The organism is Agromyces kandeliae (assembly GCF_009674665.1).
GTDB classification, from domain to species: Bacteria; Actinomycetota; Actinomycetes; order Actinomycetales; family Microbacteriaceae; genus Agromyces; species Agromyces kandeliae.
In genome coordinates this window covers 56,724-77,682 of sequence record NZ_WKJD01000004.1, presented here as the reverse complement: position 1 = coordinate 77,682, position 20,959 = coordinate 56,724, and the positions used below count along the sequence as shown (strand labels likewise).

The 20,959-nt window shown below is 70.9% G+C and carries 19 protein-coding genes; 5 read left to right on the top strand and 14 right to left on the bottom strand.

From position 1 onward, the window contains the following. Positions 1-18: 18 nt before the first annotated feature. Both mraZ and GJR97_RS01535 read right to left on the bottom strand, forming a co-directional pair. Positions 19-450 (bottom strand): division/cell wall cluster transcriptional repressor MraZ, encoded by a 432-nt coding sequence (gene mraZ, locus GJR97_RS01540; RefSeq protein WP_154344783.1) that lies wholly within the window; start codon positions 448-450, stop codon positions 19-21. Between the two features lie 408 nt (positions 451-858). Continuing rightward, entirely contained in the window at positions 859-1,245 is a 387-nt protein-coding gene (locus GJR97_RS01535) for a DUF3040 domain-containing protein (RefSeq protein ID WP_154344782.1), read from the bottom strand. A gap of 76 nt (positions 1,246-1,321) precedes the next feature. Between GJR97_RS01535 and GJR97_RS01530 the strand changes: the two genes are divergently transcribed. Then, positions 1,322-2,431, top strand: coding sequence for a polyprenyl synthetase family protein (locus GJR97_RS01530; RefSeq protein WP_324612989.1), 1,110 nt, complete (start codon positions 1,322-1,324; stop codon positions 2,429-2,431). 13 nt (positions 2,432-2,444) lie between these two features. Here the strand turns inward: GJR97_RS01530 and GJR97_RS01525 are convergent, their stop codons facing one another. After that, the gene (locus GJR97_RS01525) at positions 2,445-2,783 is read right to left on the bottom strand and encodes an Rv2175c family DNA-binding protein (protein ID WP_324612988.1); all 339 of its coding nucleotides are present in this window, start codon (positions 2,781-2,783) and stop codon (positions 2,445-2,447) included. A 133-nt stretch (positions 2,784-2,916) separates the two neighbouring features. On the opposite strand from GJR97_RS01525, the gene GJR97_RS01520 reads away from it, so the two are divergent. Both GJR97_RS01520 and pknB read left to right on the top strand, forming a co-directional pair. Continuing rightward, positions 2,917-4,140 carry a LysM peptidoglycan-binding domain-containing protein gene (locus GJR97_RS01520; RefSeq protein ID WP_229275902.1) on the top strand — a complete coding sequence of 408 codons (1,224 nt, stop codon included), beginning with the start codon at positions 2,917-2,919 and terminating at the stop codon, positions 4,138-4,140. Between the two features lie 124 nt (positions 4,141-4,264). Continuing rightward, positions 4,265-6,142 carry a Stk1 family PASTA domain-containing Ser/Thr kinase gene (gene pknB, locus GJR97_RS01515; protein ID WP_154344912.1) on the top strand — a complete coding sequence of 626 codons (1,878 nt, stop codon included), beginning with the start codon at positions 4,265-4,267 and terminating at the stop codon, positions 6,140-6,142. 132 nt (positions 6,143-6,274) lie between these two features. On the opposite strand, the gene GJR97_RS01510 is transcribed toward pknB, so the two are convergent. The 3 genes from GJR97_RS01510 to GJR97_RS01500 all read right to left on the bottom strand — a co-directional run bounded on the left by GJR97_RS01510 (position 6,275) and on the right by GJR97_RS01500 (position 9,439). After that, positions 6,275-7,603 carry a class II 3-deoxy-7-phosphoheptulonate synthase gene (locus GJR97_RS01510; protein ID WP_324612987.1) on the bottom strand — a complete coding sequence of 443 codons (1,329 nt, stop codon included), beginning with the start codon at positions 7,601-7,603 and terminating at the stop codon, positions 6,275-6,277. 143 nt (positions 7,604-7,746) lie between these two features. Continuing rightward, the gene (locus GJR97_RS01505) at positions 7,747-8,442 is read right to left on the bottom strand and encodes a lysophospholipid acyltransferase family protein (RefSeq protein ID WP_324612986.1); all 696 of its coding nucleotides are present in this window, start codon (positions 8,440-8,442) and stop codon (positions 7,747-7,749) included. A gap of 49 nt (positions 8,443-8,491) precedes the next feature. Next, positions 8,492-9,439 (bottom strand): ROK family glucokinase, encoded by a 948-nt coding sequence (locus GJR97_RS01500; protein WP_324612985.1) that lies wholly within the window; start codon positions 9,437-9,439, stop codon positions 8,492-8,494. Positions 9,440-9,581: 142 nt separating this feature from the next. Here GJR97_RS01500 and GJR97_RS01495 point away from each other — a divergent pair, with 142 nt between their 5' ends. After that, on the top strand, positions 9,582-11,417 hold the full coding sequence (locus GJR97_RS01495) for an AMP-dependent synthetase/ligase (protein ID WP_324612984.1): 1,836 nt from the start codon (positions 9,582-9,584) through the stop codon (positions 11,415-11,417). Positions 11,418-11,524: 107 nt separating this feature from the next. Here GJR97_RS01495 and def read toward each other — a convergent pair whose 3' ends face one another. The 3 genes from def to GJR97_RS01480 are packed head-to-tail and all read right to left on the bottom strand — an operon-like array spanning position 11,525 to position 16,834. Next, positions 11,525-12,016 carry a peptide deformylase gene (gene def / locus GJR97_RS01490; RefSeq protein WP_154344780.1) on the bottom strand — a complete coding sequence of 164 codons (492 nt, stop codon included), beginning with the start codon at positions 12,014-12,016 and terminating at the stop codon, positions 11,525-11,527. Between the two features lie 13 nt (positions 12,017-12,029). Beyond that, positions 12,030-13,391, bottom strand: a complete 1,362-nt coding sequence (locus GJR97_RS01485; RefSeq protein ID WP_324612983.1) for a MinD/ParA family ATP-binding protein — start codon at positions 13,389-13,391, stop codon at positions 12,030-12,032. A gap of 38 nt (positions 13,392-13,429) precedes the next feature. Then, the gene (locus GJR97_RS01480) at positions 13,430-16,834 is read right to left on the bottom strand and encodes a pyruvate carboxylase (RefSeq protein WP_154344779.1); all 3,405 of its coding nucleotides are present in this window, start codon (positions 16,832-16,834) and stop codon (positions 13,430-13,432) included. Positions 16,835-16,912: 78 nt separating this feature from the next. Here GJR97_RS01480 and GJR97_RS01475 point away from each other — a divergent pair, with 78 nt between their 5' ends. Next, positions 16,913-17,755 carry a ParA family protein gene (locus GJR97_RS01475; RefSeq protein WP_324612982.1) on the top strand — a complete coding sequence of 281 codons (843 nt, stop codon included), beginning with the start codon at positions 16,913-16,915 and terminating at the stop codon, positions 17,753-17,755. Between the two features lie 95 nt (positions 17,756-17,850). Here the strand turns inward: GJR97_RS01475 and GJR97_RS01470 are convergent, their stop codons facing one another. The 5 genes from GJR97_RS01470 to GJR97_RS18000 form a co-directional block, all read right to left on the bottom strand. Next, on the bottom strand, positions 17,851-18,405 hold the full coding sequence (locus tag GJR97_RS01470) for a MerR family transcriptional regulator (RefSeq protein WP_154344778.1): 555 nt from the start codon (positions 18,403-18,405) through the stop codon (positions 17,851-17,853). Positions 18,406-18,514: 109 nt separating this feature from the next. Then, entirely contained in the window at positions 18,515-19,207 is a 693-nt protein-coding gene (gene ftsR / locus GJR97_RS01465; RefSeq protein WP_324612981.1) for a transcriptional regulator FtsR, read from the bottom strand. After that, entirely contained in the window at positions 19,204-19,704 is a 501-nt protein-coding gene (locus GJR97_RS01460) for an FHA domain-containing protein (RefSeq protein ID WP_154344777.1), read from the bottom strand. Before GJR97_RS01460 ends, ftsR begins: the two co-directional genes overlap by 4 nt. A 17-nt stretch (positions 19,705-19,721) precedes the next feature. Next, positions 19,722-20,342 carry a CDP-alcohol phosphatidyltransferase family protein gene (locus GJR97_RS01455; RefSeq protein ID WP_324612980.1) on the bottom strand — a complete coding sequence of 207 codons (621 nt, stop codon included), beginning with the start codon at positions 20,340-20,342 and terminating at the stop codon, positions 19,722-19,724. Positions 20,343-20,351: 9 nt separating this feature from the next. Then, positions 20,352-20,819 (bottom strand): NUDIX domain-containing protein, encoded by a 468-nt coding sequence (locus GJR97_RS18000; RefSeq protein ID WP_324612979.1) that lies wholly within the window; start codon positions 20,817-20,819, stop codon positions 20,352-20,354. Positions 20,820-20,959 lie beyond the last annotated feature (140 nt).

Below are 20,959 nucleotides of genomic sequence, written 5' to 3'. Positions count from 1 at the left end.
GAGTCGGGGCCCGGGGACTCAGAAGAGTCCGGGGATCACCTCCTCCGCCGTCTCTGCGAAGGCCGCCTCCTGCTCGGCGAGGTACGTCTGCCACGCCGTCGCATCCCAGATCTCCACCCGGCTCCCCGCTCCGATGACCGTCAGGTCTCGGTCGAGCCCCGCATACGCGCGGAGGTTCGCAGGGATGGTGACCCGATGCTGCTTGTCGGGGGTCTCCGCGGAGGCCCCGGAGAGGAAGACGCGCATGTAGTCGCGCGCCTGCTTGCTCGTGACGGGGGCTTGGCGGATCTTCTCGCTCATGTCCTCGAACTCCCGCGCGCTGAACACGTAGATGCAGCGCTCCTGACCTCGCGTGAGCACGAGGCCGTTCGACAACTCATCCCGGAACTTCGCCGGAAGAATGACGCGACCCTTCTCATCGAGCTTCGGTTCGTAGCTTCCGAGGAACATCCCGTCACCCCCATCCTCCGGCCAGGAACCAGGTGCGGTCCCCACTTTACTCCACTACCCTCCACCGAACAACGACATTCCTCCGTTTTCGCCGCATCGTGCTCAGTGCAGGCCCGGATTCTCAGGCTTCTCGAAGGTGGAGGGAAGTGGATGCCTCGTGGCGCGGCGAGGCGCGGAACCACCCGGGGACGCGCCGTGGCGGGCGGTCTCCGTCCGCGATTCGAGCAGCGACTCGCGGCAGCGTGCCGCGTGCCCGCCGCCCGGTGGTGGGAAGTGGAGGGTTCGGCGCATCGCGGTGGAGCGCCGCGCGCCTGACGCCTCGGTGCGCCCCGCACTGGGCGGACGCACGAAAAACGGGCCGATCCGCGATCAGCCCGTCAGTCGGTTCCGGTCAGTCGATCACGACGGTCAGTCGCGACCCTCCTGGCGGCGATCCCATCGCTCGTTCAGTCGGTCCATGAAGCCGGCCTGCGGCTTGGCGGGCTTCGCCGAGGCACCCCCTGCCGGCATCGCGGTCGCGGCCGCGCCGCGGCGCTTGGACGGCGTGATGGCGACGAGGACGCCGACGAACATCAGCGCGAAGCCGAGCACGCCCACGACCGTGATCTGGGAGGCGACGCCACCGATGAGGGCGCCGGCTCCGGCGACGGCCAGAAGCACGCCGAGCACGATCGCCCGGTAGTTCGGGCGCCCGCGCCCGCCACCTCCGACGGTCGCGACGAAGTCGGCGTCGTTCTTGTAGAGGTTCCGCTCCATCTCCTCGAGAAGGCGTTGCTCCTGCTCCGAAAGCGGCATCTCATTCCCCTCAGTTCTCGGGACCGACGCTTCGTGAGGCCATTCTAGTCCTCCGCGGCCTCGCTAGGCTAGGCAGGTGGCCCCTGCTCCCCGACTCGTCGATGCGGTGAACGAACGCCTCGAGGAGTTTCTCGCCGACCGTGCATCCATTCTCCGCTCGATCAGTGACGACCTCGACCCGCTCGCCGCATTCTCGGAGCGGTTTCTCAGCGGAGGCAAGCGCTTCCGGGCGAGGTTCTGCAGCCTCGGGTTCGATGCCGTCCGCGGGAGCCGACGAGGGCACGACGCGGCGGCGACCGCGGAGCGGTACGCCGTCGTCTCGGCCTCCGCCGCGCTCGAGGTGTTCCACGCGGCGGCGCTCGTCCACGACGACCTGATCGACAACTCCGACACCCGTCGCGGCGCGCCGGCCGCCCACCGCGTGTTCGAGGCGCAGCACCGCGACGGACGCTGGGCCGGCGACGGCGAGGAGTACGGCCGGGCGACCGCGATCCTGCTCGGCGACCTCCTGCTCGGGTGGAGCGACGAGCTGCTCGACGAGGGGCTCGCCGCGCTTCGCGACCAGTCCGCCGCCCGCGAGACCCGCGTCGAGTTCAACCGCATGCGCACGGAGGTCACCGTCGGCCAGTACCTCGACATCCTCGAGGAACGCGCCTGGCTCACCCGCCCCGAGGCGGAGCAGCGCTTCCGTGCCGAGCGGGTCGTCGTCCACAAGTCGGCGAGGTACAGCATCGAGGCCCCGCTCACCATCGGCGGCGCGATCGCCGGCGGTACCGCGAGCCAGCTCGAGGCGCTCCGCGCGTTCGGCCTCCCACTCGGCATCGCCTTCCAGCTCCGCGACGACCTGCTCGGCGTCTACGGCGACCCGGCGGTCACCGGGAAGCCTGCCGGCGACGACCTCCGCGAGGGCAAGCGCACGGTGCTCATCGCGATCGCACGTGAACGCCTGTCCACCGGACAGCGCAGGCTGCTCGACGAGCTCCTCGGCGATCCTGCACTCGACGCCGAGCAGATCCGGATGCTGCAGGACACGATCCGCGACTGCGGCGCGGTCGACGAGGTCGAGACCGAGATCACGACGAACACCGATCGCGCCCTCGCAGCGCTCGGCTCGAGCGGCATGGACCGCGAGGCCGCCCGGGACCTCGCCGACCTCGCGCGCGCGGTCACCCGGCGCGAGAGCTGAGGCACCCGCTCGGTCAGGCGAGCGCCTGGGCGACCCGTCGCACCTCGGACTTCCGCCCCGCCCTGAGCGCCGCGATCGGCGTGGTCCCGAGGCTGTCCTCCTCGGCGAGGAACCACTCGAGCGCCTCGTCGTCCGAGAACCCCGCATCGGCGAGGACGATCGCCGTCCCGTGCAGCTCCGGCAGCGGAGCATCGTCGCGGAGGAAGGATGCGGGCACCTTCAGGACACCGTCGATGCGCGCCCCGAGGAGGTGGCGGTCGTCGATGAGGCGCCGGATCCGGCCGGGGCTCTGGCCCAGCCGTTCGACCAGCTCGGGGATGGTCAGCCACTCGGTCTGTTCGACGTCGGTCACAGCACCAGCCTGCCACGACCGGGCTTCCGTCGGAACCGCTCCGACCCGCGCTGCGCGACTCGCGACGATGAGTTTGACTCGCCCCTGTCGCCGTGAGACCGTGACGACATCCGCTTGCAGGCGGAGGGGGAACATGAGGCAGTACTCGGGCGACACGCCAACGGGGGACGCGGCGGACGCCGGCGACCGGGAACCCGTGCTCCGGCGACCCGGGATGCGGCGCCTGCTCACCATCCCCGTCGCGGTCGTCGGGGCCGTCGCAGTGACCCTCGGGATCGCCCAGCCCGCCGACGCCGCGCCGCAGTCCGTGAAGCGACAGCCGAAGCCGAAGGCGACACCGGCCACGCCGATGCTCCGTCAGGCGATGCCGGCCACCGCCACGATCCCGAACGAGGTGGTCGTCGCGCAGGGCGACACCGTGAGCGCGATCGCCGAGCGCTACGGACTCTCCACCGCCGAGGTGCTCGCCGAGAACGGCCTGAGCTGGTCCAGCCTGATCTTCCCCGGCCAGCGACTCGCCCTGCCCGGCGGGACGCCGACGGTCGTCGCCGGACCCGATGCGGGCATCGCGCGGCACATCGTCGCCCCAGGCGACACCGTGAGCGCGATCGCGGCCGAGTACGGCCTCGACGTGGAGGTGGTGCTGAGCGCGAACGGCCTCGGCCGGGCGAGCCTGATCTTCCCGGGTCAGGCCATCACGATCCCCGGCACGGGCAGCGCCGCGGCATCCCCCGACTCGGCGGACGCTCCTCCGCCGACTCCTGCCGCGCCGGAGTCCCACCTCGTCGTCGCCGGCGACACGCTCATCGGGATCGGCGAGCGGTACGGCGTCGCGCTCGATCGCCTCCTCGAGCTCAACGGGCTGACGGCAGCGAGCATCATCGTCCCCGACCAGCGGATCGTCGTCCGAGCGGTCGTCGAGGCGACGAGCGTCGCCGCCCTCGATGTCCGCCTCGACGACGAGATGCGGGCGAATGCGAAGCTCATCGTCGACGTGGGCCGGTCGCTCGGGGTCCCGGACCACGGCATCGTGGTGGCTCTCGCCGCGGCGGCGCAGGAATCGGGCCTCCGCAACGTCCGGCACGGCGATCGCGACTCGCTCGGTCTCTTCCAGCAGCGTCCCAGCCAGGGCTGGGGCACGCCCGAGCAGGTGCTCGACCCCGTGCGGGCCGCGACGGCCTTCTACGGCGGGCCGACGACCCCGAACGACGGTCGGACGCCCGGACTGCTCGACATCGCCGGCTGGGCGGACATGTCGGTGACGGATGCCGCGCAGGCCGTGCAGCGCAGCGCCCACCCGCAGCACTACGCGAAGTGGGAGGCGTCGGCCCGCAGGTGGCTCGACGAACTGGGCTGAACGGAGGGCTCCGTCCGTTCGTCACGATGCCGTTTCGATCACGACGGTCCCGGCGTTTGTTCACGTAACGGCATATGCCACTTCGTACACTCGTACGGTGACCACAGCCCCGCCCGCGGACCCGATGATCGGCCGTCTGGTCGACGGCCGGTACCAGGTGCGCTCGCGCATCGCGCGGGGCGGAATGGCAACCGTCTACCTCGCGACCGACCTCCGCCTGGAGCGACGGGTCGCGATCAAGATCATGCACGGCCACCTGGCCGACGACAACACGTTCAAGACGCGGTTCGTGCAGGAGGCGCGCTCGGCCGCACGCCTCGCGCATCCGAACGTGGTCAACGTCTTCGACCAGGGCCAGGACGCCGACATGGCGTACCTCGTCATGGAGTACCTTCCCGGCATCACCCTGCGCGACCTGCTCAAGGACTACAAGCGGCTCACGCCGGAGCAGACCGTCGACATCCTCGATGCCGTGCTCTCTGGCCTCGCGGCGGCGCACAAGGCGGGCATCGTCCATCGCGACCTCAAGCCCGAGAACGTGCTGCTCGCCGACGACGGGCGCATCAAGCTCGGCGACTTCGGCCTCGCCCGGGCCGCGAGCGCGAACACCGCGACCGGGCAGGCGCTGCTCGGGACCATCGCCTACCTCTCCCCCGAGCTCGTCACGCGAGGCGTCGCCGACGCCCGCAGCGACATCTACGCGCTCGGCATCATGGCGTACGAGATGCTGACGGGCGAACAGCCCTACGTCGGCGAGGCACCGATGCAGATCGCGTACCAGCACGCCAACGAGTCGGTGCCCGCGCCGAGCGCCCGGACCCCGTCCGTTCCGCCCGAGCTCGACGCGCTCGTGCTCTGGGCCACGTCACGCGACCCGGACCAGCGCCCGGCGGATGCGCGGATCATGCTCGACCGCCTGCGCGAGATCGAGCCGGGCCTGCGTCCGGCGCGCCCGCACACGGCGATGCACGACACGCTCGTCATCGGCGGCGCCGCCGACGTGCCCACCGCCGAGACCCGCGTGCTCGCGCCCGGCGGCGCGGCGCTCGCGACGGCGCTCGACGAGGGCGACGACGACGCGGCCGCGCTCGAGCAGTCCGCGAATCGCCGTCGGAACCGGGGGTACTGGCTGCTCGCGCTGGTGCTCCTGCTCACCGGACTCTCGGTCGGCACCGGGTGGTACTTCGGAGCCGGCCCGGGCGCGCTGGCGAGCATCCCGGACACCGCCGAGATGCTCCCCCAGAACGCGACCCAGGCGCTCGAGGAGGCCGGATTCGGCGTCGAACCCGCCGAGCGCAACGACCCCGTCGTGCCGGCCGGCCAGGTCATCGGCACCGACCCCCCGGCCGGCGACCTCGCGCGGCGCGGATCGACCGTGACGATGCTCGTCTCGACCGGCCCGCAGATCCTGCCCGTGCCCGACGTCGTCGGCCAGCCCGAGGACGATGCCCGCGGGCAGCTGGCCGACTTCACCGTCGCCGATGAGAGCGCGCAGCAGTTCTCGGCGGATGTCGAGCAGGGGCTCGTCCTCGCGGTGCTCGATGCGGACGGCGCCTCCGTCGGCACGGAGTACCCGGAGCGCGGAGCCCTGACGCTCGTCGTGTCCGTCGGTCCCGTTCCGCCGGTGGAGGGGCTGGCCGTCGGCGAGGCCCAGGCGCGGCTCGACGGCGCGGGCCTCACCGTGGAGTTCGCCGATCCGCAGTTCTCCGACGACATCGCCGTCGACGTGGTCATCACCGCCGAGTGGCTGGACGATCCGATGAACCCGGGCGACGTCGTCCGCCTCACGCTGTCGAAGGGACCCGACCTCGTGGAGGTCCCGAACGTCGTCACGGGCCAGACCATCGCCGAGGCGCGCGCGCAGCTCGAGGAGGCCGGGTTCTCCGTGGCGTCGAACGTGCCGGGCTTCCTCGAGGGCGCGGTCGTCGCATCCGTGCAGGACCCGGCGGCCGGCGAATCCGTCGCGCGCGGGTCCGAGATCACGGTGAACTTCCAGCCGTAGTCGTCGATCGCGCGACCGGCGAGCCTCCGGCTCCGCGTCGCGCCCGAGCGTCACTCGAATCCGGCGGCTCGGACGCGAACGGGCGGCCGCGGCATCCGTCTGCCACGACCGCCCGTCGGCGTCGTTCGCGGGTCAGCGCACGGCGAGCTCCTCCGCGACCAGGAACGCGAGCTCCAGTGACTGCATGTGGTTCAGTCGCGGGTCGCAGAGCGACTCGTAGCGGGTGGCGAGCGTGTCCTCGTCGATGTGCTCCGAGCCGCCGAGGCACTCGGTCACGTCGTCGCCGGTGAGCTCGACGTGGATGCCGCCCGGGTGCGTGCCCACCGCACGGTGCGCCTCGAAGAAGCCCGTGACCTCGTCGACGACGTCGTCGAACCGGCGCGTCTTGTAGCCCGTGGGCGTCGTGATGCCGTTGCCGTGCATCGGGTCGGTCACCCACAGCGGGTTCGCGTCGGACGCCTTGATCGCCTCCAGCAGCGGAGGCAGCGCATCCCGGATCTTGCCGGCGCCCATACGCGTGATGAACGTGAGGCGGCCGGGCTCCCGGTTCGGGTCGAGCTTCTCGACCAGTTCGAGCATGACCTCGGGCGTCGTGGTCGGACCGAGCTTCACGCCGATCGGGTTCCGCACGCGCGACAGGAAGTCGACGTGGGCTCCGTCGAGTTCGCGAGTGCGCTCGCCGATCCAGATGAAGTGCGCCGAGGTGTTGTACGGCGTGCCGGTCCGCGAGTCGATGCGGGTCATGGGGCGCTCGTAGTCCATCAGCAGGCCTTCGTGACCCGTGTAGAACTCCGTGCGTCGGAGCTCGTCGAAGTCGGCGCCGCAGGCGTCCATGAACTTCACCGCGCGGTCGATCTCGCGAGCGAGCTTCTCGTACCGGGCGTTCGCGGGGTTCGCCGCGAAGCCCTGGTTCCACGCGTGGACCTGACGCAGGTCGGCGAAGCCGCCCTGCGTGAAGGCGCGGATCAGGTTCAGCGTCGATGCCGCCATGTGGTAGCCCTGAAGCAGGCGCGACGGGTCGGCCGCGCGCGACTCCGGCGTGAAGTCGTAGCCGTTGACGATGTCGCCGCGGTACGCCGGCAGCGTGACGCCGCCACGGGTCTCGGTGTCGCTCGAGCGCGGCTTGGCGAACTGGCCCGCCATCCGCCCCATCTTCACGACGGGCATCGATGCGCCGTAGGTCAGCACGACGGCCATCTGCAGCACGGTCTTCACCCGATTGCGGATCTGGTCGGCGGTCGCCCCGGCGAACGTCTCGGCGCAGTCGCCGCCCTGCAGCAGGAACGCCTCGCCGCGCGACGCGGCCGCGAGCCGGTCGCGCAGCATGTCGACCTCGCCCGCGAACACGAGCGGCGGGAGCGTGGCCAGCTCGGCGGATGCCGCGTGCGCGGCTTCGGCGTCGGGCCAGGTCGGCTGCTGCTTGATGGGGAGCGTGCGCCAATAGTCGAGGCCGGCAATCACGGAGGGATCTGCATTCACGACCGGCTCGACGAGCTGTACCACTGGAGTGTCCTGAGGGGGTGCGGGCGCACGGGGCGCTGGAACGGAACGGGCGCCGCACGTCGCGACGCCGTGGACCCAGCCTACCGTGGGGCGGAGGCTCGTTACCTCGACGGGGTCTGTGCGGCCCGCTGCTCCCGGAGCGTGCTCGCGTACACGTCGACGTACTCCTGCTCGCTGAGCGCCCGCAGGTCGTAGACGAGCTCGTCGGTGACCGACCGGAGCACGAAGCGGTCGCCCTCCATGCCGTGGAACCGCGAGAAGTCGAGCGGCTCGCCGAAGACGATGCCGACGCGCCGCACCTTCGGCAGCCGTGTGCCGATCGGCATGATCTCGGCCGTCCCGATCATCGCGACCGGGACCACGGGGACGCCCGCCTCGAGGACCATCCGGGCGACGCCCGTGCGCCCCCGGTAGAGCTTGCCGTCGGGGCTGCGGGTGCCCTCGGGGTAGATGCCGAGGATGCGGCCCTCGCCGAGCACGCGCAGGCCGGTGTTGAGCGACGCCTCGGACGCCTTGCCGCCCGAGCGGTCGATGGGCAGCTGCCCCGCCGCCTGGAAGAACATGCGGGTCGCCCAGCCCTTGAGGCCCTTGCCCGTGAAGTACTCGCTCTTGGCGAGGAACACGACCGGCCGGTCGACGATGAGCGGCAGGAAGATCGAGTCGATGAAGGAGAGGTGGTTCGACGCCAGGATGACGGGCCCCTCCTTCGGCACCCGTTCGAGCCCGACGACCCACGGACGGAAGATCGAGAGGAGGAGCGGCCCCACCACGATGTGCTTCATGATCCAGTAGAACACCCAGGTCCTCCGTCTCGTCCCGCTGCCGGCAAGCCTAGCGCCGCCGGCGTCAGGCGTGCTCCTCGACCCAGACCCGCGCGAGGTCGGCGGCGCCGACGACGCCGGCGTCGTTGACGAGCTCGGCGATCACGAAGTCGGGCTCGGGGTGGTAGCCCCGCGCCGGGAGGTGCTCGAGGAAGGACTCCCGGATCGGCGCGAGCAGCAGCTCCCCCGCGACCGCGACCCCGCCGCCGAATACGAAGCGCTGCGGGTCGAGGACCGCCGCGAGGCTCGCCGACGCCTCGCCCAGCCAGCGGCCGAGGTGCCGGAGCGCCGCGACCGCCCCGGGATCCTCGGCGGCGATCAGCCCACCCACGATCGTCCCGTCCAGCGCGCCGTGCTCCTCCCTCGCCCGCGCGAGGCTCTGGCCGATCCCTCCGGCATCGGCGATCTCGTTCGCCATGCGCATGAGGGCACGACCCGACCCGTACTGCTCGAGGCATCCGTGCTGTCCGCAGCCGCACGCCACGCCGTTCGGCACGAGCCGCAGGTGGCCGAGCTCTGCGCCCGCGCCGAACCCGCCCCGGAACAGGCGGTCGCCGGCGACGATGGCGCCGCCGACGCCGGTCCCGATCGTCAGCATGACCATGTCGCTGACCATCCGGCCGGCGCCGAATCGGAACTCCGCCCAGCCTGCGGCGTTCGCGTCGTTCTCGATGACGACGCTGCCGCCCACGCGGGCCTCGAGCTTCTCGCGGAAGGGCTCGTTGCGCCAGTCGATGTTCGGCGCGTAGTACACGGTCGACTGCGCGGCGTCGATGAAGCCGGCCGCGGCGACGCCGACGGCGTCGACCCGTTCGCCGGCCTCGAGCTCGCCGATCATCTCGACGACCGCGTCCTCGAGGGCTGCGGTGTCGACCGGGGTGGGAACCCGCGAGGAGCGGACGATGCCGCCGAGTTCGTCGACCACTGCGCCGGCGATCTTCGTGCCGCCGATGTCGATGCCGATCGCGTGCACGTCGAACGCCTTTCGCCGGGGATGCGTGGGTGTGGAGCGGCCGGGATGCTCCGCGCCGCACCGACTAGAGTGTAGTCAACCCACTGCCGTGGTCGTGCGACCCCGAACCCCGTGCGACCCTCCCGGTGCCGAAGGAGCTACCGTGATCGAATTCACCACCGCGCCACTGGTCCCCGCCGACCCCGACGCGAACACCACAGACCTCTTGGTCGACCGGGTCAAGGCCACGCCCGACTCGGTGCTCTTCTCGCTGCCCACCGCCGACGGCGGTTGGAGCCCGGTCACGACGCGCGAGTTCCACGAGCAGGTCGTCCGGCTCGCGAAGGGCCTCGTCGCTGCCGGCATCCAGCCCGGCGACAAGATCGGGCTCATGAGCAAGACCCGGTACGAGTGGACGCTCATCGACTTCGCGGCGTGGTTCGCAGGTGCCATCCTCGTCCCGGTCTACGAGACGAGTTCGCCGGCCCAGGTCCGCTGGAACCTGAGCGACTCCGGCGCCATCGCGGTGATCCTCGAGACGGCCGATCACTTCGCCCGGTTCGACGAGGTGCACCCCGACCTCCCGGCCATCCGCAACGTCTGGCAGATCGATCTCGGCGACCTCGACAAGCTCGCCGCGTCGGGCTCCGACGTCCCCGACGACGAGATCGAGCGACGTCGCAACCTCGCCGTCGGCTCCGACATCGCCACCCTCATCTACACCTCTGGCTCGACCGGCAAGCCGAAGGGCTGCGTGCTCACGCACGCGAACTTCGTGGAACTCTGCCGCAACTCGGCCCTCGCGCTCGAGGAGGTCGTGCTCGACCCGAACGGCGCATCGACGCTCCTGTTCATCACCACGGCGCACATCTTCGCCCGCTTCATCTCGGTGCTCTGCGTGCACGCAGGAGTGCGCGTCGGACACCAGCCCGACACCAAGCAGCTCCTGCCCTCGCTCGGCAGCTTCAAGCCGACCTTCCTCCTCGCGGTCCCCCGCGTGTTCGAGAAGGTCTACAACGTCTCCGAGCAGAAGGCCGAGGCCGGCGGCAAGGGCAAGATCTTCCACGCCGCAGCCGAGACCGCCGTCGCGTACTCCACGGCGCAGGAGGCGGGCGGGAAGATCCCGCTCGGGCTCCGGCTCAAGTTCGCGCTGTTCGATCGCCTCGTCTACTCCAAGCTCCGCGCGGCGATGGGCGGCAACGTCAAGTACGCCGTCTCGGGCTCCGCACCGCTCGGCCCTCGACTCGGCCACTTCTACCACGCGCTCGGCATCACGATCCTCGAGGGCTACGGCCTCACCGAGACGACCGCGCCGGCGACCGTGAACCTCGCCCACAGGTCCAAGATCGGCACCGTCGGCCCGGCGCTCCCGGGCGTCTCGGTGCGGCTCGCAGACGACGGCGAGATCCAGGTCAAGGGCGTCAACGTCTTCAAGGAGTACTGGAAGAACCCCGAGGCCACGGCGGCGACCTTCGACGGCGAGTGGTTCAAGACCGGCGACATCGGCGCGTTCGACTCCGACGGCTTCCTCACGATCACCGGCCGGAAGAAGGAGATCATCGTCACGGCCGGCGGCAAGAACGTCGCCCCCGCCGCGCTCGAGGACCCGATCCGTGCGAACCCGCTCGTCGGGCAGGTCGTCGTCGTCGGCGACCAGAAGCCGTTCATCTCGGCGCTCGTCACGCTCGACCCCGAGATGCTCCCCGTGTGGCTGAACAACCACGGCGAGGACGCCGGGATGAGCGTCGACGAGGCGGCGAAGAGCCCCGTGGTCCTCGCCGAGGTGCAGCGTGCGATCGACGCCGCGAACGAGAACGTCTCGCGCGCCGAGTCGATCCGCAAGTTCGTCATCCTGCCGATCGAGTTCACCGAGGACAGCGGTCACCTCACTCCGAAGATGAGCATCAAGCGCAACGTCATCCTCGACGACTTCTCTTCGGAGATCGACGGCCTCTACTCGGGCGCACCGGCGACCGAGGGTCACTCGATCATCAGCTGACGCGCTGGACGTGCACGACGGATGCCCCGCGGCGCGAGCCGCGGGGCATCCGTCGTCTGCACGCCGCGCCGCCACGGCACGACCGTGCCGGAGACCGCGCGAGTCGCTCAGAACCAGTCGGATTCGCGCACGGCGCGCATCGCCGCGCGGCGTTCGTCCTTCTCGAGGCGATCGAGGTAGAGCACGCCGTCGAGGTGGTCGGTCTCGTGCTGCAGTGCCTGCGCCATGAGCCCCTCGCCCGCGAGTTCGATCTCGTTCCCGTCGAGGTCGATCCCGCGCACGCGGGCGAACGGATGCCGCGGGGTCTTGTGCCAGAGCCCCGGAACCGAGAGGCACCCCTCGTCGATGAGCTCGGGATCCCCCGTGACCTCGATGAGCACGGGGTTGATGATGTATCCCACCTCGCCGTCCACGTTGTAGCTGAACACGCGGAGGTTCACCCCGATCTGCGGCGCGGCGACACCCGCGCGCCCGGGCAGGCGCACGCTGTCGACGAGATCCTCGACGAGTGATCGGACGCGGTCGTCGACGAGGTCGACGGGGCTCGAGACGGTCTTCAGGACAGGGTCGCCGAACAGGCGAATGGGACGTTCCGGCAATGGTGCTCCGTGTTCAGTGCCCGCGTTCGACGGGCAGGCCTTCCACCACGAGGGCGGCGAGTTCGCGGGCCGAGTGCTGGGTCACCGGACGCAGGTCGCTCCAGTTCACCACCGACCCCGCTGCGAGCTGCGGGTCGTACGGGATCCGCACGATCTCGCGCACGCGAGACTGGAAATGGGCCTCGATCTCGTCGACCTTGACGAGGTGCGTGCCCTGCGTGGCCAGGTTGATCGCGACGACGGCGTTGCGGACGAGTTCGCCGTACCCGTTCGCCTCGAGCCACGTGAGGGTCTCGCTCGCGAGCCGCGCCTCGTCGACGCTGCCGCCCGAGACGATCACGATCGAGTCGGCCCGCTGCAGCGTCGCCCGCATCACCGAGTGGACGATCCCGGTCCCGCAGTCGGTCAGCACGAGCGAGTAGTAGCGTGCCGCGAGTCCGGCGACCACGTTGTAGTCGTTGTCGTCGAACGCCTCGGACAACGACGGGTCGGTGTCGGACGCGAGGATGTCCAGGCGCGTCTCGTCGCGCGAGACGAACCGCGAGAAGTCGGTGTACCCGCCGATCGAGGACGCCTTCGCGACGACGTCGCGCACCGTCTCCCTCGTCTGCCGGTCGACGCGTTCGGCGAGCGTGCCCCGATCCGGGTTCGCGTCGATGGCGATGATCCGGTCGTCGCGCGCGTCGGCGAGGGCCATGCCGAGCAGGGTGGTCACGGTCGTCTTGCCGACGCCGCCCTTGCGGGTGAGCACCGGGACGAAGCGTGCCCCGCCCTCGAACCGACGACGGATGCGCTCGCTCATCTCGCGATGGGCTCGGACCTTCGCCGAGTCGCCGAGGTTCACCAAGTGGAAGGTCGCCTCGTAGAGGAAGCGGTTCATTCCGCCCTGCGGCGCCGGCCGCGTCGTCCGGTTCACGTCGATCAGGCGATCCGCCGTCAGCGACTCGGCGGTCTCGGGCACCTCGGCCGGCGCGACCGCCGTCTCGCCGTCGGCCACGATCGCGACGTGCGAACCGGTGTCGGTGGTCACTCGCTCGCGACGCAGGCGGGCGCCGTCCGCCGCGAGGAGGGCGCCGTACGGCGACGGATCGTGTCGCGCGGCGGAACGGTACGCGGCACCGGCCAGCGCGGGCACCACGTCGACGGACGTCGTCCCGGTCGTCACGGCGGTCAGGTCACCCGGGTCGACCGCGACGTCATCGATCGCCACGGCCACCTCGTCATCCGGCATGACCCGTGCCGGAGCCGGCGGGAGGTCGACGCGCACGTCGACCTCGTCGGCCGCGTGCGCACCGCCCGACCGTGCACGGTCGGCGGTGGTGCGGGAAACCGGGCGGCGGCCGCCGCGGTCCGGATCGTCCTCGTGCTCTGCCACCGATTTCCCCTCCTCATCAGTGCGGAACAGTCCCGAGTCTAACCCGGGCGCACGACGACGAGCAGATCACCCGCCTCCACCTGCTGGGTCTTCGGGATGGCGACTCGCTCGAGGACGCCGGCGACCGGCGACGTGATCGCGGCCTCCATCTTCATCGCCTCGATGGACGCGACGGCCTGGCCCACCTCGATCTCGGCGCCCGCCTCGACCTGCAGGGTGACCACGCCGGAGAACGGCGCCGCGATGTGCCCGGGCTGCGAGGCATCCGCCTTCTCAGCGGCCCTGGACTCGACGGTGATGCTGCGGTCGCGGACGAAGACCGGCCGGAGTTGGCCGTTCAGGATCGTCATGACGGTGCGCATGCCCTTGTCGTCGGCCTCGCCGATCGCCTCGAGCCCCGCGTAGAGCCTGACGCCCCGGTCGATCTCGACGACGTGCTCGGATCCCGGTCGCAGTCCGTACAGGTAGTCCGCGGTGTCGATGACCGACAGGTCGCCGAACAGTTCGCGGATCTGCTCGAACTGGCGCGTCGGTGCCGGGAAGAGCAGCGAGTTGAGGAGCGCCTGGCGCTCGACGCCCGGCTCGGCGAGCCCGCGGCGCTGGGCGTGGGTGAGCTCCGCGACCCCGACGCGGACGTCGCGGCCGGCGAGCACCTTCGTGCGGAACGGCTCCGGCCACCCGCCGGGCAGGTCGCCGAGCTCGCCCGCCATGAAGCCGATCACGGAGTCGGGCACGTCGTACTTGTCGGGGTTCTCAGCGAAGTCGGCCGGGTCGGCCTTGACCGCCGCGAGGTGCAGGGCGAGGTCGCCGACCACCTTCGACGACGGCGTGACCTTCGGGACCCGACCGAGGATCTCGTTCGCCGCGGCGTACATGTCCTCGATGAGCTCGAAGTCGTCGGCGAGTCCGAGGGCGATCGCCTGCTGGCGGAGGTTCGACAGCTGGCCGCCGGGGATCTCGTGGTGGTAGACCCGGCCCGTGGGGCCGGGCAGGCCCGATTCGAACGGACGGTAGATGCGCCGGACCGCCTCCCAGTACGGTTCGAGGTCCGAGACGGCGTCGAGCGGGATGCCCGTGTCGCGATCCGTGTGCGCGAGGGCCGCGACGAGTGCGGATGCCGACGGCTGGCTCGTGGTCCCCGCCATCGGCGCGCTGGCGACGTCCACCGCGTCGACGCCTGCACGGCTGGCCGCGAGCAGGGTCGCGAGCTGCCCGCCCGCCGTGTCGTGCGTGTGGAGGTGCACGGGCAGGTCGAACCGCTCGCGGAGCGCTGCGACCAGCTTCTCGGCCGCCGCAGGGCGCAGGAGGCCCGCCATGTCCTTGATCGCGAGGACGTGGGCGCCCGCCGCGACGATCTCGTCGGCCAGTCGCAGGTAGTAGTCGAGCGTGTACAGGTCTTCGTTCGGGTCGAGGAGGTCGCCGGTGTAGCAGAGCGCGACCTCCGCGATCGGGGTTCCGGCCGCGAGGACCGCCTCGATCGCCGGCCGCATCTGGGCGACGTCGTTCAGCGCGTCGAAGATGCGGAAGATGTCGACGCCGGTCGTCGCCGCCTCCTGCACGAAGGCGTCCGTGACCTCCGTCGGATACGGCGTGTAGCCCACGGTGTTCCGGCCGCGCAGGAGCATCTGGATGTTGATGTTGGGCAGGGCCTCGCGGAGCGAGGCGAGCCGCTCCCACGGGTCCTCGCCGAGGAAGCGCAGTGCGACGTCGTACGTGGCACCGCCCCAGGCTTCGACCGAGAGCAGCTGCGGGGTCATGCGCGAGACGTACGGCGCGACCGCGACGAGGTCCTTCGTGCGCACACGCGTCGCGAGGAGCGACTGGTGAGCGTCGCGGAACGTGGTCTCCGTGACCGCGAGCGGCGTCTGCGCGCGCAGCGCGGCCGCGAACCCGGTCGGCCCGAGCTCCAGCAGTCGCTGGCGCGAACCGGCGGGCGCGGGGGCCGTGAGGTCGATCTCGGGAAGCTTCTCGGCGGGTGCCACCGTCGTCGGCGCCGAGCCGTTCGGCTGGTTCACGGTGACGTCGGCCAGCCAGTTCAGGATCTTGGTACCGCGGTCCTTCGAGACCCGGCCGCGGACCAGCTGCGGCCGCTCGTCGATGAACGACGTGCTGAGGTCGCCGACCATGAACTGCGGGTCGTCCATGACCGCCTGCAGGAACGGGATGTTCGTGGACACACCCCGGATGCGGAACTCGGCGAGGGCGCGCTTCGTGCGCGTGACGGCCTGCTGGTAGTCGCGTCCGCGGCAGATGAGCTTCGCGAGCATCGAGTCGAAGTGCGGGCTGATCTGCGCGCCAGGGTTGACCGTGCCGCCGTCGAGCCGGATGCCCGCGCCGCCCGGCGAGCGGTAGGTGGTGATCTTGCCCGTGTCGGGGCGGAAGTTCGCGGTCGGATCCTCCGTGGTGATGCGGCACTGCAGTGCCGCGCCGCGCAGGTGGATGCGGTCCTGCGTCAGGCCGAGGTCCTCCAGGGTCTCCCCCGCCGCGATGCGCATCTGCGCGACCACGAGGTCGACGTCCGTGACCTCCTCGGTCACGGTGTGCTCGACCTGGATACGCGGGTTCATCTCGATGAAGACGTGCTCGCCGGCCCGCTCGCCCGCGGTGTCGAGGAGGAACTCGACCGTGCCCGCGTTGGCGTACCCGATGGACTTCGCGAACGCGACCGCATCCCGGTAGAGCGCCTGGCGGATGTCGTCGGACAGGTTCGGCGCCGGAGCGATCTCGACCACCTTCTGGTGGCGCCGCTGGACCGAGCAGTCGCGCTCGAAGAGGTGCACGGTCTCGCCCGTGCCATCCGCCAGCACCTGCACCTCGATGTGCCGGGGCCGCAGGACGGCCTGCTCGAGGAACATGGTCGGGTCGCCGAAGGCGCTGTCGGCCTCGCGCATCGCCTCCTCGAGGGAGCGGCGCAGGTCCTCCTTGCGGTCGACCCGGCGCATGCCGCGCCCGCCGCCGCCCGCGACGGCCTTGGCGAAGATCGGGAACCCGATCTCGTCGGCCTGCGCGAGGAGCGCCTCGACGTCGGTCGAGGGCTCGGTCGACTTCAGCACGGGCACGCCCGCGGCGATCGCCTGCTGCTTCGCGGTGACCTTGTTGCCCGCCATCTCGAGGACGCGCGTGGGCGGGCCGATGAAGGTGATGCCGGCGTCGGCCGCGGCCTGGGCCAGCTCGGGGTTCTCGGAGAGGAAGCCGTACCCGGGGTAGATCGCATCCGCACCCGATTCCTTCGCGACGCGGATGATCTCCGAGACGTCGAGGTACGCGCGGACCGGATGTCCCTGCTCGCCGATCTGGTACGCCTCGTCCGCCTTGAGCCGGTGGAGCGAGTTGCGGTCCTCGTAGGGGAAGACCGCGACGGTCTTCGCACCGAGCTCGACGGCGGCTCGGAACGCGCGAATGGCGATCTCACCGCGATTGGCGACCAGGATCTTCGAGAACATGCAGGCCTTTCCGATGGGGGTCTTCCGCACAGCGAACATTTAGGTATCGCTCTGCGAGTAACGGTAACGTATTCGCTCGTGCACGTTCTCTCGGTCAGTTCCCTGAAGGGCGGGGTCGGAAAGACCACCGTCACCCTCGGGCTGGCGTCGGCTGCCTTCGCGCGAGGCGTGCGAACACTGGTGGTCGACCTGGACCCGCAGTCCGACGTCTCCACCGGCATGGACATCCAGGTGTCGGGCCATCTCAACGTCGCCGACGTCCTCGCATCGCCGAAGGAGAAGATCGTCCGATCGGCGATCGCTCCGAGCGGGTGGACCAGGTCCAACCCGCAGTCGACCATCGACGTCATGATCGGGAGTCCGTCCGCCATCAACTACGACGGCCCGCACCCGTCGATCCGCGACATCTGGAAGCTCGAGGAGGCGCTCGCCAACGTCGAGTCCGACTACGAGCTCGTCCTGATCGACTGCGCTCCCTCGTTGAACGCCCTCACGCGCACCGCGTGGGCTGCGAGCGACCGCGTCGCGGTCGTGACCGAGCCCGGCCTGTTCTCCGTCGCGGCCGCCGACCGCGCGCTCCGCGCCATCGAGGAGATCCGGCGGGGGCTCTCGCCGCGTCTCCAGCCGCTCGGCATCATCGTGAACCGCGCGCGCGTGCAGTCGCTCGAGCACCAGTTCCGCATCAAGGAGCTGCGCGACATGTTCGGCCCGCTCGTCCTCAGCCCGCAGCTTCCGGAGCGCACGTCGCTCCAGCAGGCGCAGGGCGCGGCGAAGCCGCTCCACATGTGGCCCGGCGAGAGCGCCGAGGAGATGTCGAGCCACTTCGACCAGCTGCTCGAACGCGTGCTGCGCGCTGCGCGGATCGGGGACTACGGCCAGGCCGGCGCCCCGCACATGGAGCTCGACGCACCGCAGCGCTGACCCGCGGCGGCGACGTCATACGGCGTCATCGGGCGCTCGAACGCCCGTCGTGCGCGCAGGGCTCGTCGTGCTCCGTCGAACGACCGCGCTCGCGGTCAGGAGATCCTGCGCGACGCGCGGGCGCGGCGCGCGGCGAGTTCGTCGACGTGGTCGACCGGCTGGGTGTCGAGTTCGACGAGCGTGGACTCGACCTCTCGGAGGACCTTGCCCACGGCGATGCCGAAGACGCCCTGACCACGGTTCACGAGGTCGATGACCTCGTCGTCGGAGGTGCACAGGTAGACGCTCGCACCGTCGCTCATGAGCGTCGTCTGCGCGAGGTCGTCGATTCCCGCTTCCCGGAGCTGGGTGACCGCGACGCGGATCTGCTGGAGGGAGATGCCCGTGTCGAGCAGCCGCTTCACGAGCTTCAGGACGAGGATGTCGCGGAATCCGTACAGCCGCTGCGAACCGGAGCCCGCAGCACCGCGGACGGTGGGTTCCACGAGCTGGGTGCGCGCCCAGTAGTCGAGCTGACGGTAGCTGATCCCCGCGGCCCGAGCGGCGACCGCTCCGCGATACCCGGTGCCGTCGTCGTGCTCCGGCAGGCCGTCGGTGAAGAGCAGTCCGAGGTCGTAGCGTGTTCGTTCGCTCCGATCGAGCTCGCTCATCCGTCGCCCCTCTACTCTCGTCGTCGCCGCGGCGGCGCGGAGTCAACGCTACCCACGCCGACCAGCGGAGTCGAGGACATCGGGCCGAACGTCACGGCGTGTCGCCCACTCAGTGCGCGCGACGGTCGAGGACGTCGCGGAGCACCGCGGCGTGCACGACGGTGAGCCGTTCCCCGAGCTCCCTCGCTCGTTCCGCGCTGCGTGCGCGGCCGGCGGGGTCGGTGCGACGCTCGGGAGCGATCGCCTGCTCGACGAGCTCCGCCTGGCGCTCCGCGGCGGCGCGGAGCCCCCGCAGGTGGCGCGGCTCGATCCCGCTCGCGCGCAGCGCGGCCAACGCCGCGAGCAGGTCCCTCGTTTCCGGGCCGTACACCTCGGCGGGCCGGATGAGCGAGGCGCTCACGGCCTCGTCGAGCAGTGCCGCGGCGGCGCCCGCCTCGCGAAGCAGCTCCTCGCGTGAATACCGCGCGGCCGTCGCCCGGAATGCGGACGCATCGACGACGCCCGGCAGCGCGGGCGTGCGTCCGGCGTCGATCTCCTCCAGGTGCGCGCGGATCACCTTCAGGGGAAGGTAGTGATCCCGCTGCATCGCGAGCACGACGGTGATCCGCTCGATGTCCGCCGGCGAGAACTTGCGGTATCCCGCCGCCGTCCGTGCGGGGGTGACGAGGCCCTGTTCCTCGAGGAAGCGCAGCTTGGACGGGGTCAGTTCCGGGAACTCCGGCTGGAGCTTCGCCAGGACCTGGCCGATGCCGAGCAGCGGTGGGGCATGAGCCGGACGCCGCGCCGCGGCGCCCTCGCTCACCCGGTGCCCGTCGGCGCGAGGTCGTGTCGCGATGCGTAGAACGTGAGGCGGTACTTGCCGATCTGCACCTCGGCGCCGTCGCTGAGCAGTGCCGTCTCGATGCGGATGCCGTCGAAGTAGGTGCCGTTGAGCGAATTCAGGTCGCGGACCTCGAAGGCCGTGCCGTGACGGACGAACTCGGCGTGCTTGCGCGAGACCGTGACGTCGTCGAGGAAGATGTCGGCGTCGGGGTGCCGGCCGACCGAGGTGACCTCGGTGTCGAGGAGGAATCGGGCGCCGACGTTCGGCCCGCGGCGGACGATGAGCAGCGCAGAGGCGGACGGCAACGCCGCGATGGCCTCCTGCTCGGCCGCGCTCACGTCGGCGTCGAGCGCACTCAACTGCGCCGCAGCCTCACGGCTGAACCCCATCGTGGTGTCGTTCGGCTGGCCGACGCGATGCGCCGACGTCTCAGTCGACGGCTCGCGCTCCTCGCCGTTCGCGCCGGTCTGGGTCATGTCGGAATCCGCCACCGCTAACCTCCCGGCTCAAGCGTATCGGATGCCGGTGCCCCGGACACCCGCGTCTCGCGGACGACACGCGCGGTCTCGATCGCGTAGATCACGCCCGCCCACCAGTACAGGAACGCGCCCCAGATCGTGACCGCCCATCCGAAGGGCTCGCTGACCGGCTGCAGGACGGGGAACGCGAGGCCGAGCATGATGACCGGGAGCCCGGTGAAGAGGGCGAACGTGGCCGCCTTGCCGAGCTGGTGGACGGGGAGCGGGCCGTACCCGTGGTTCGCGAGCACGACGCCCAGGACCACGAGGAGCAGGTCCCGCGCGACGATGACGACGACGATCCACCACGGCACGAGGTCGTTCGCCGCCAGGCCGATGAGCGCGGCGAAGATGTACAGGCGATCGGCGGCGGGATCGAGCAGCTGGCCGAGCCGGGTCACCTGGTCGAGCCGCCGTGCGAGGTACCCGTCGAGCAGGTCGCTGAGGCTCGCGACGATGAGCACCACCAGCGCGGGGACGTACTCGCCGAGCACGACGAGGACGAGGAAGACGGGCACGAGCAGCAGCCTGAGCATGCTCAGTACGTTGGGCAGCGTCCAGATCCGATCCGACACCCCCGTGCGCTTCTCGGCCACGTTCCGATCCTAGCGAGCGGTGGGGTCGCCGAGCCGGGCGCGCAACGCCGGCCAGGCCTCGGCGAAGCGCGGATGGAGCGGCAGCGCGTCGACCGCGAGGACCGGCGTCCACCGCAGGGCGATGCTCTCCGGGTCGGCCAGGCGCGGCTCGAATCGCAGGGCCGCGTCCGCCACGACCGTCGTGTACGACCAGAAGCCCAGGTCGAGCACGCTCTCGAACCGCTCGGTGACGACGCCGGGCGGCATGCCGGTCTCCTCGGTCGCCTCGCGCACGGCCGCGTCGAGGGCGGACTCGCCGCGATGGCGCGCGCCGCCGGGGATCCCCCAGGTGCCGCCGAAATGGCTCCAGGCCGCGCGGTGCTGCAGCAGCACCGAACCCCCCGGCTCGACGAGCAGCAAGCCGGCGGCGCCGTACCGACCCCAGTACCGGGCGCCGCCGGGCCCCTCGGCCCAGCCGTCCCCGCTCTCGCCCGTCACCCGTCCAGCATGACGCACGATGCCCCGCGCGCGACATCCGTCGACGGTCGGGACGATCCCCGTCCAACTTTCGGTTGTTCCGCCGGGCTCGGCCCCGCTGCTAGCTTCGGGGTCACGGACCTCTGGTTCGTCGCATCGCC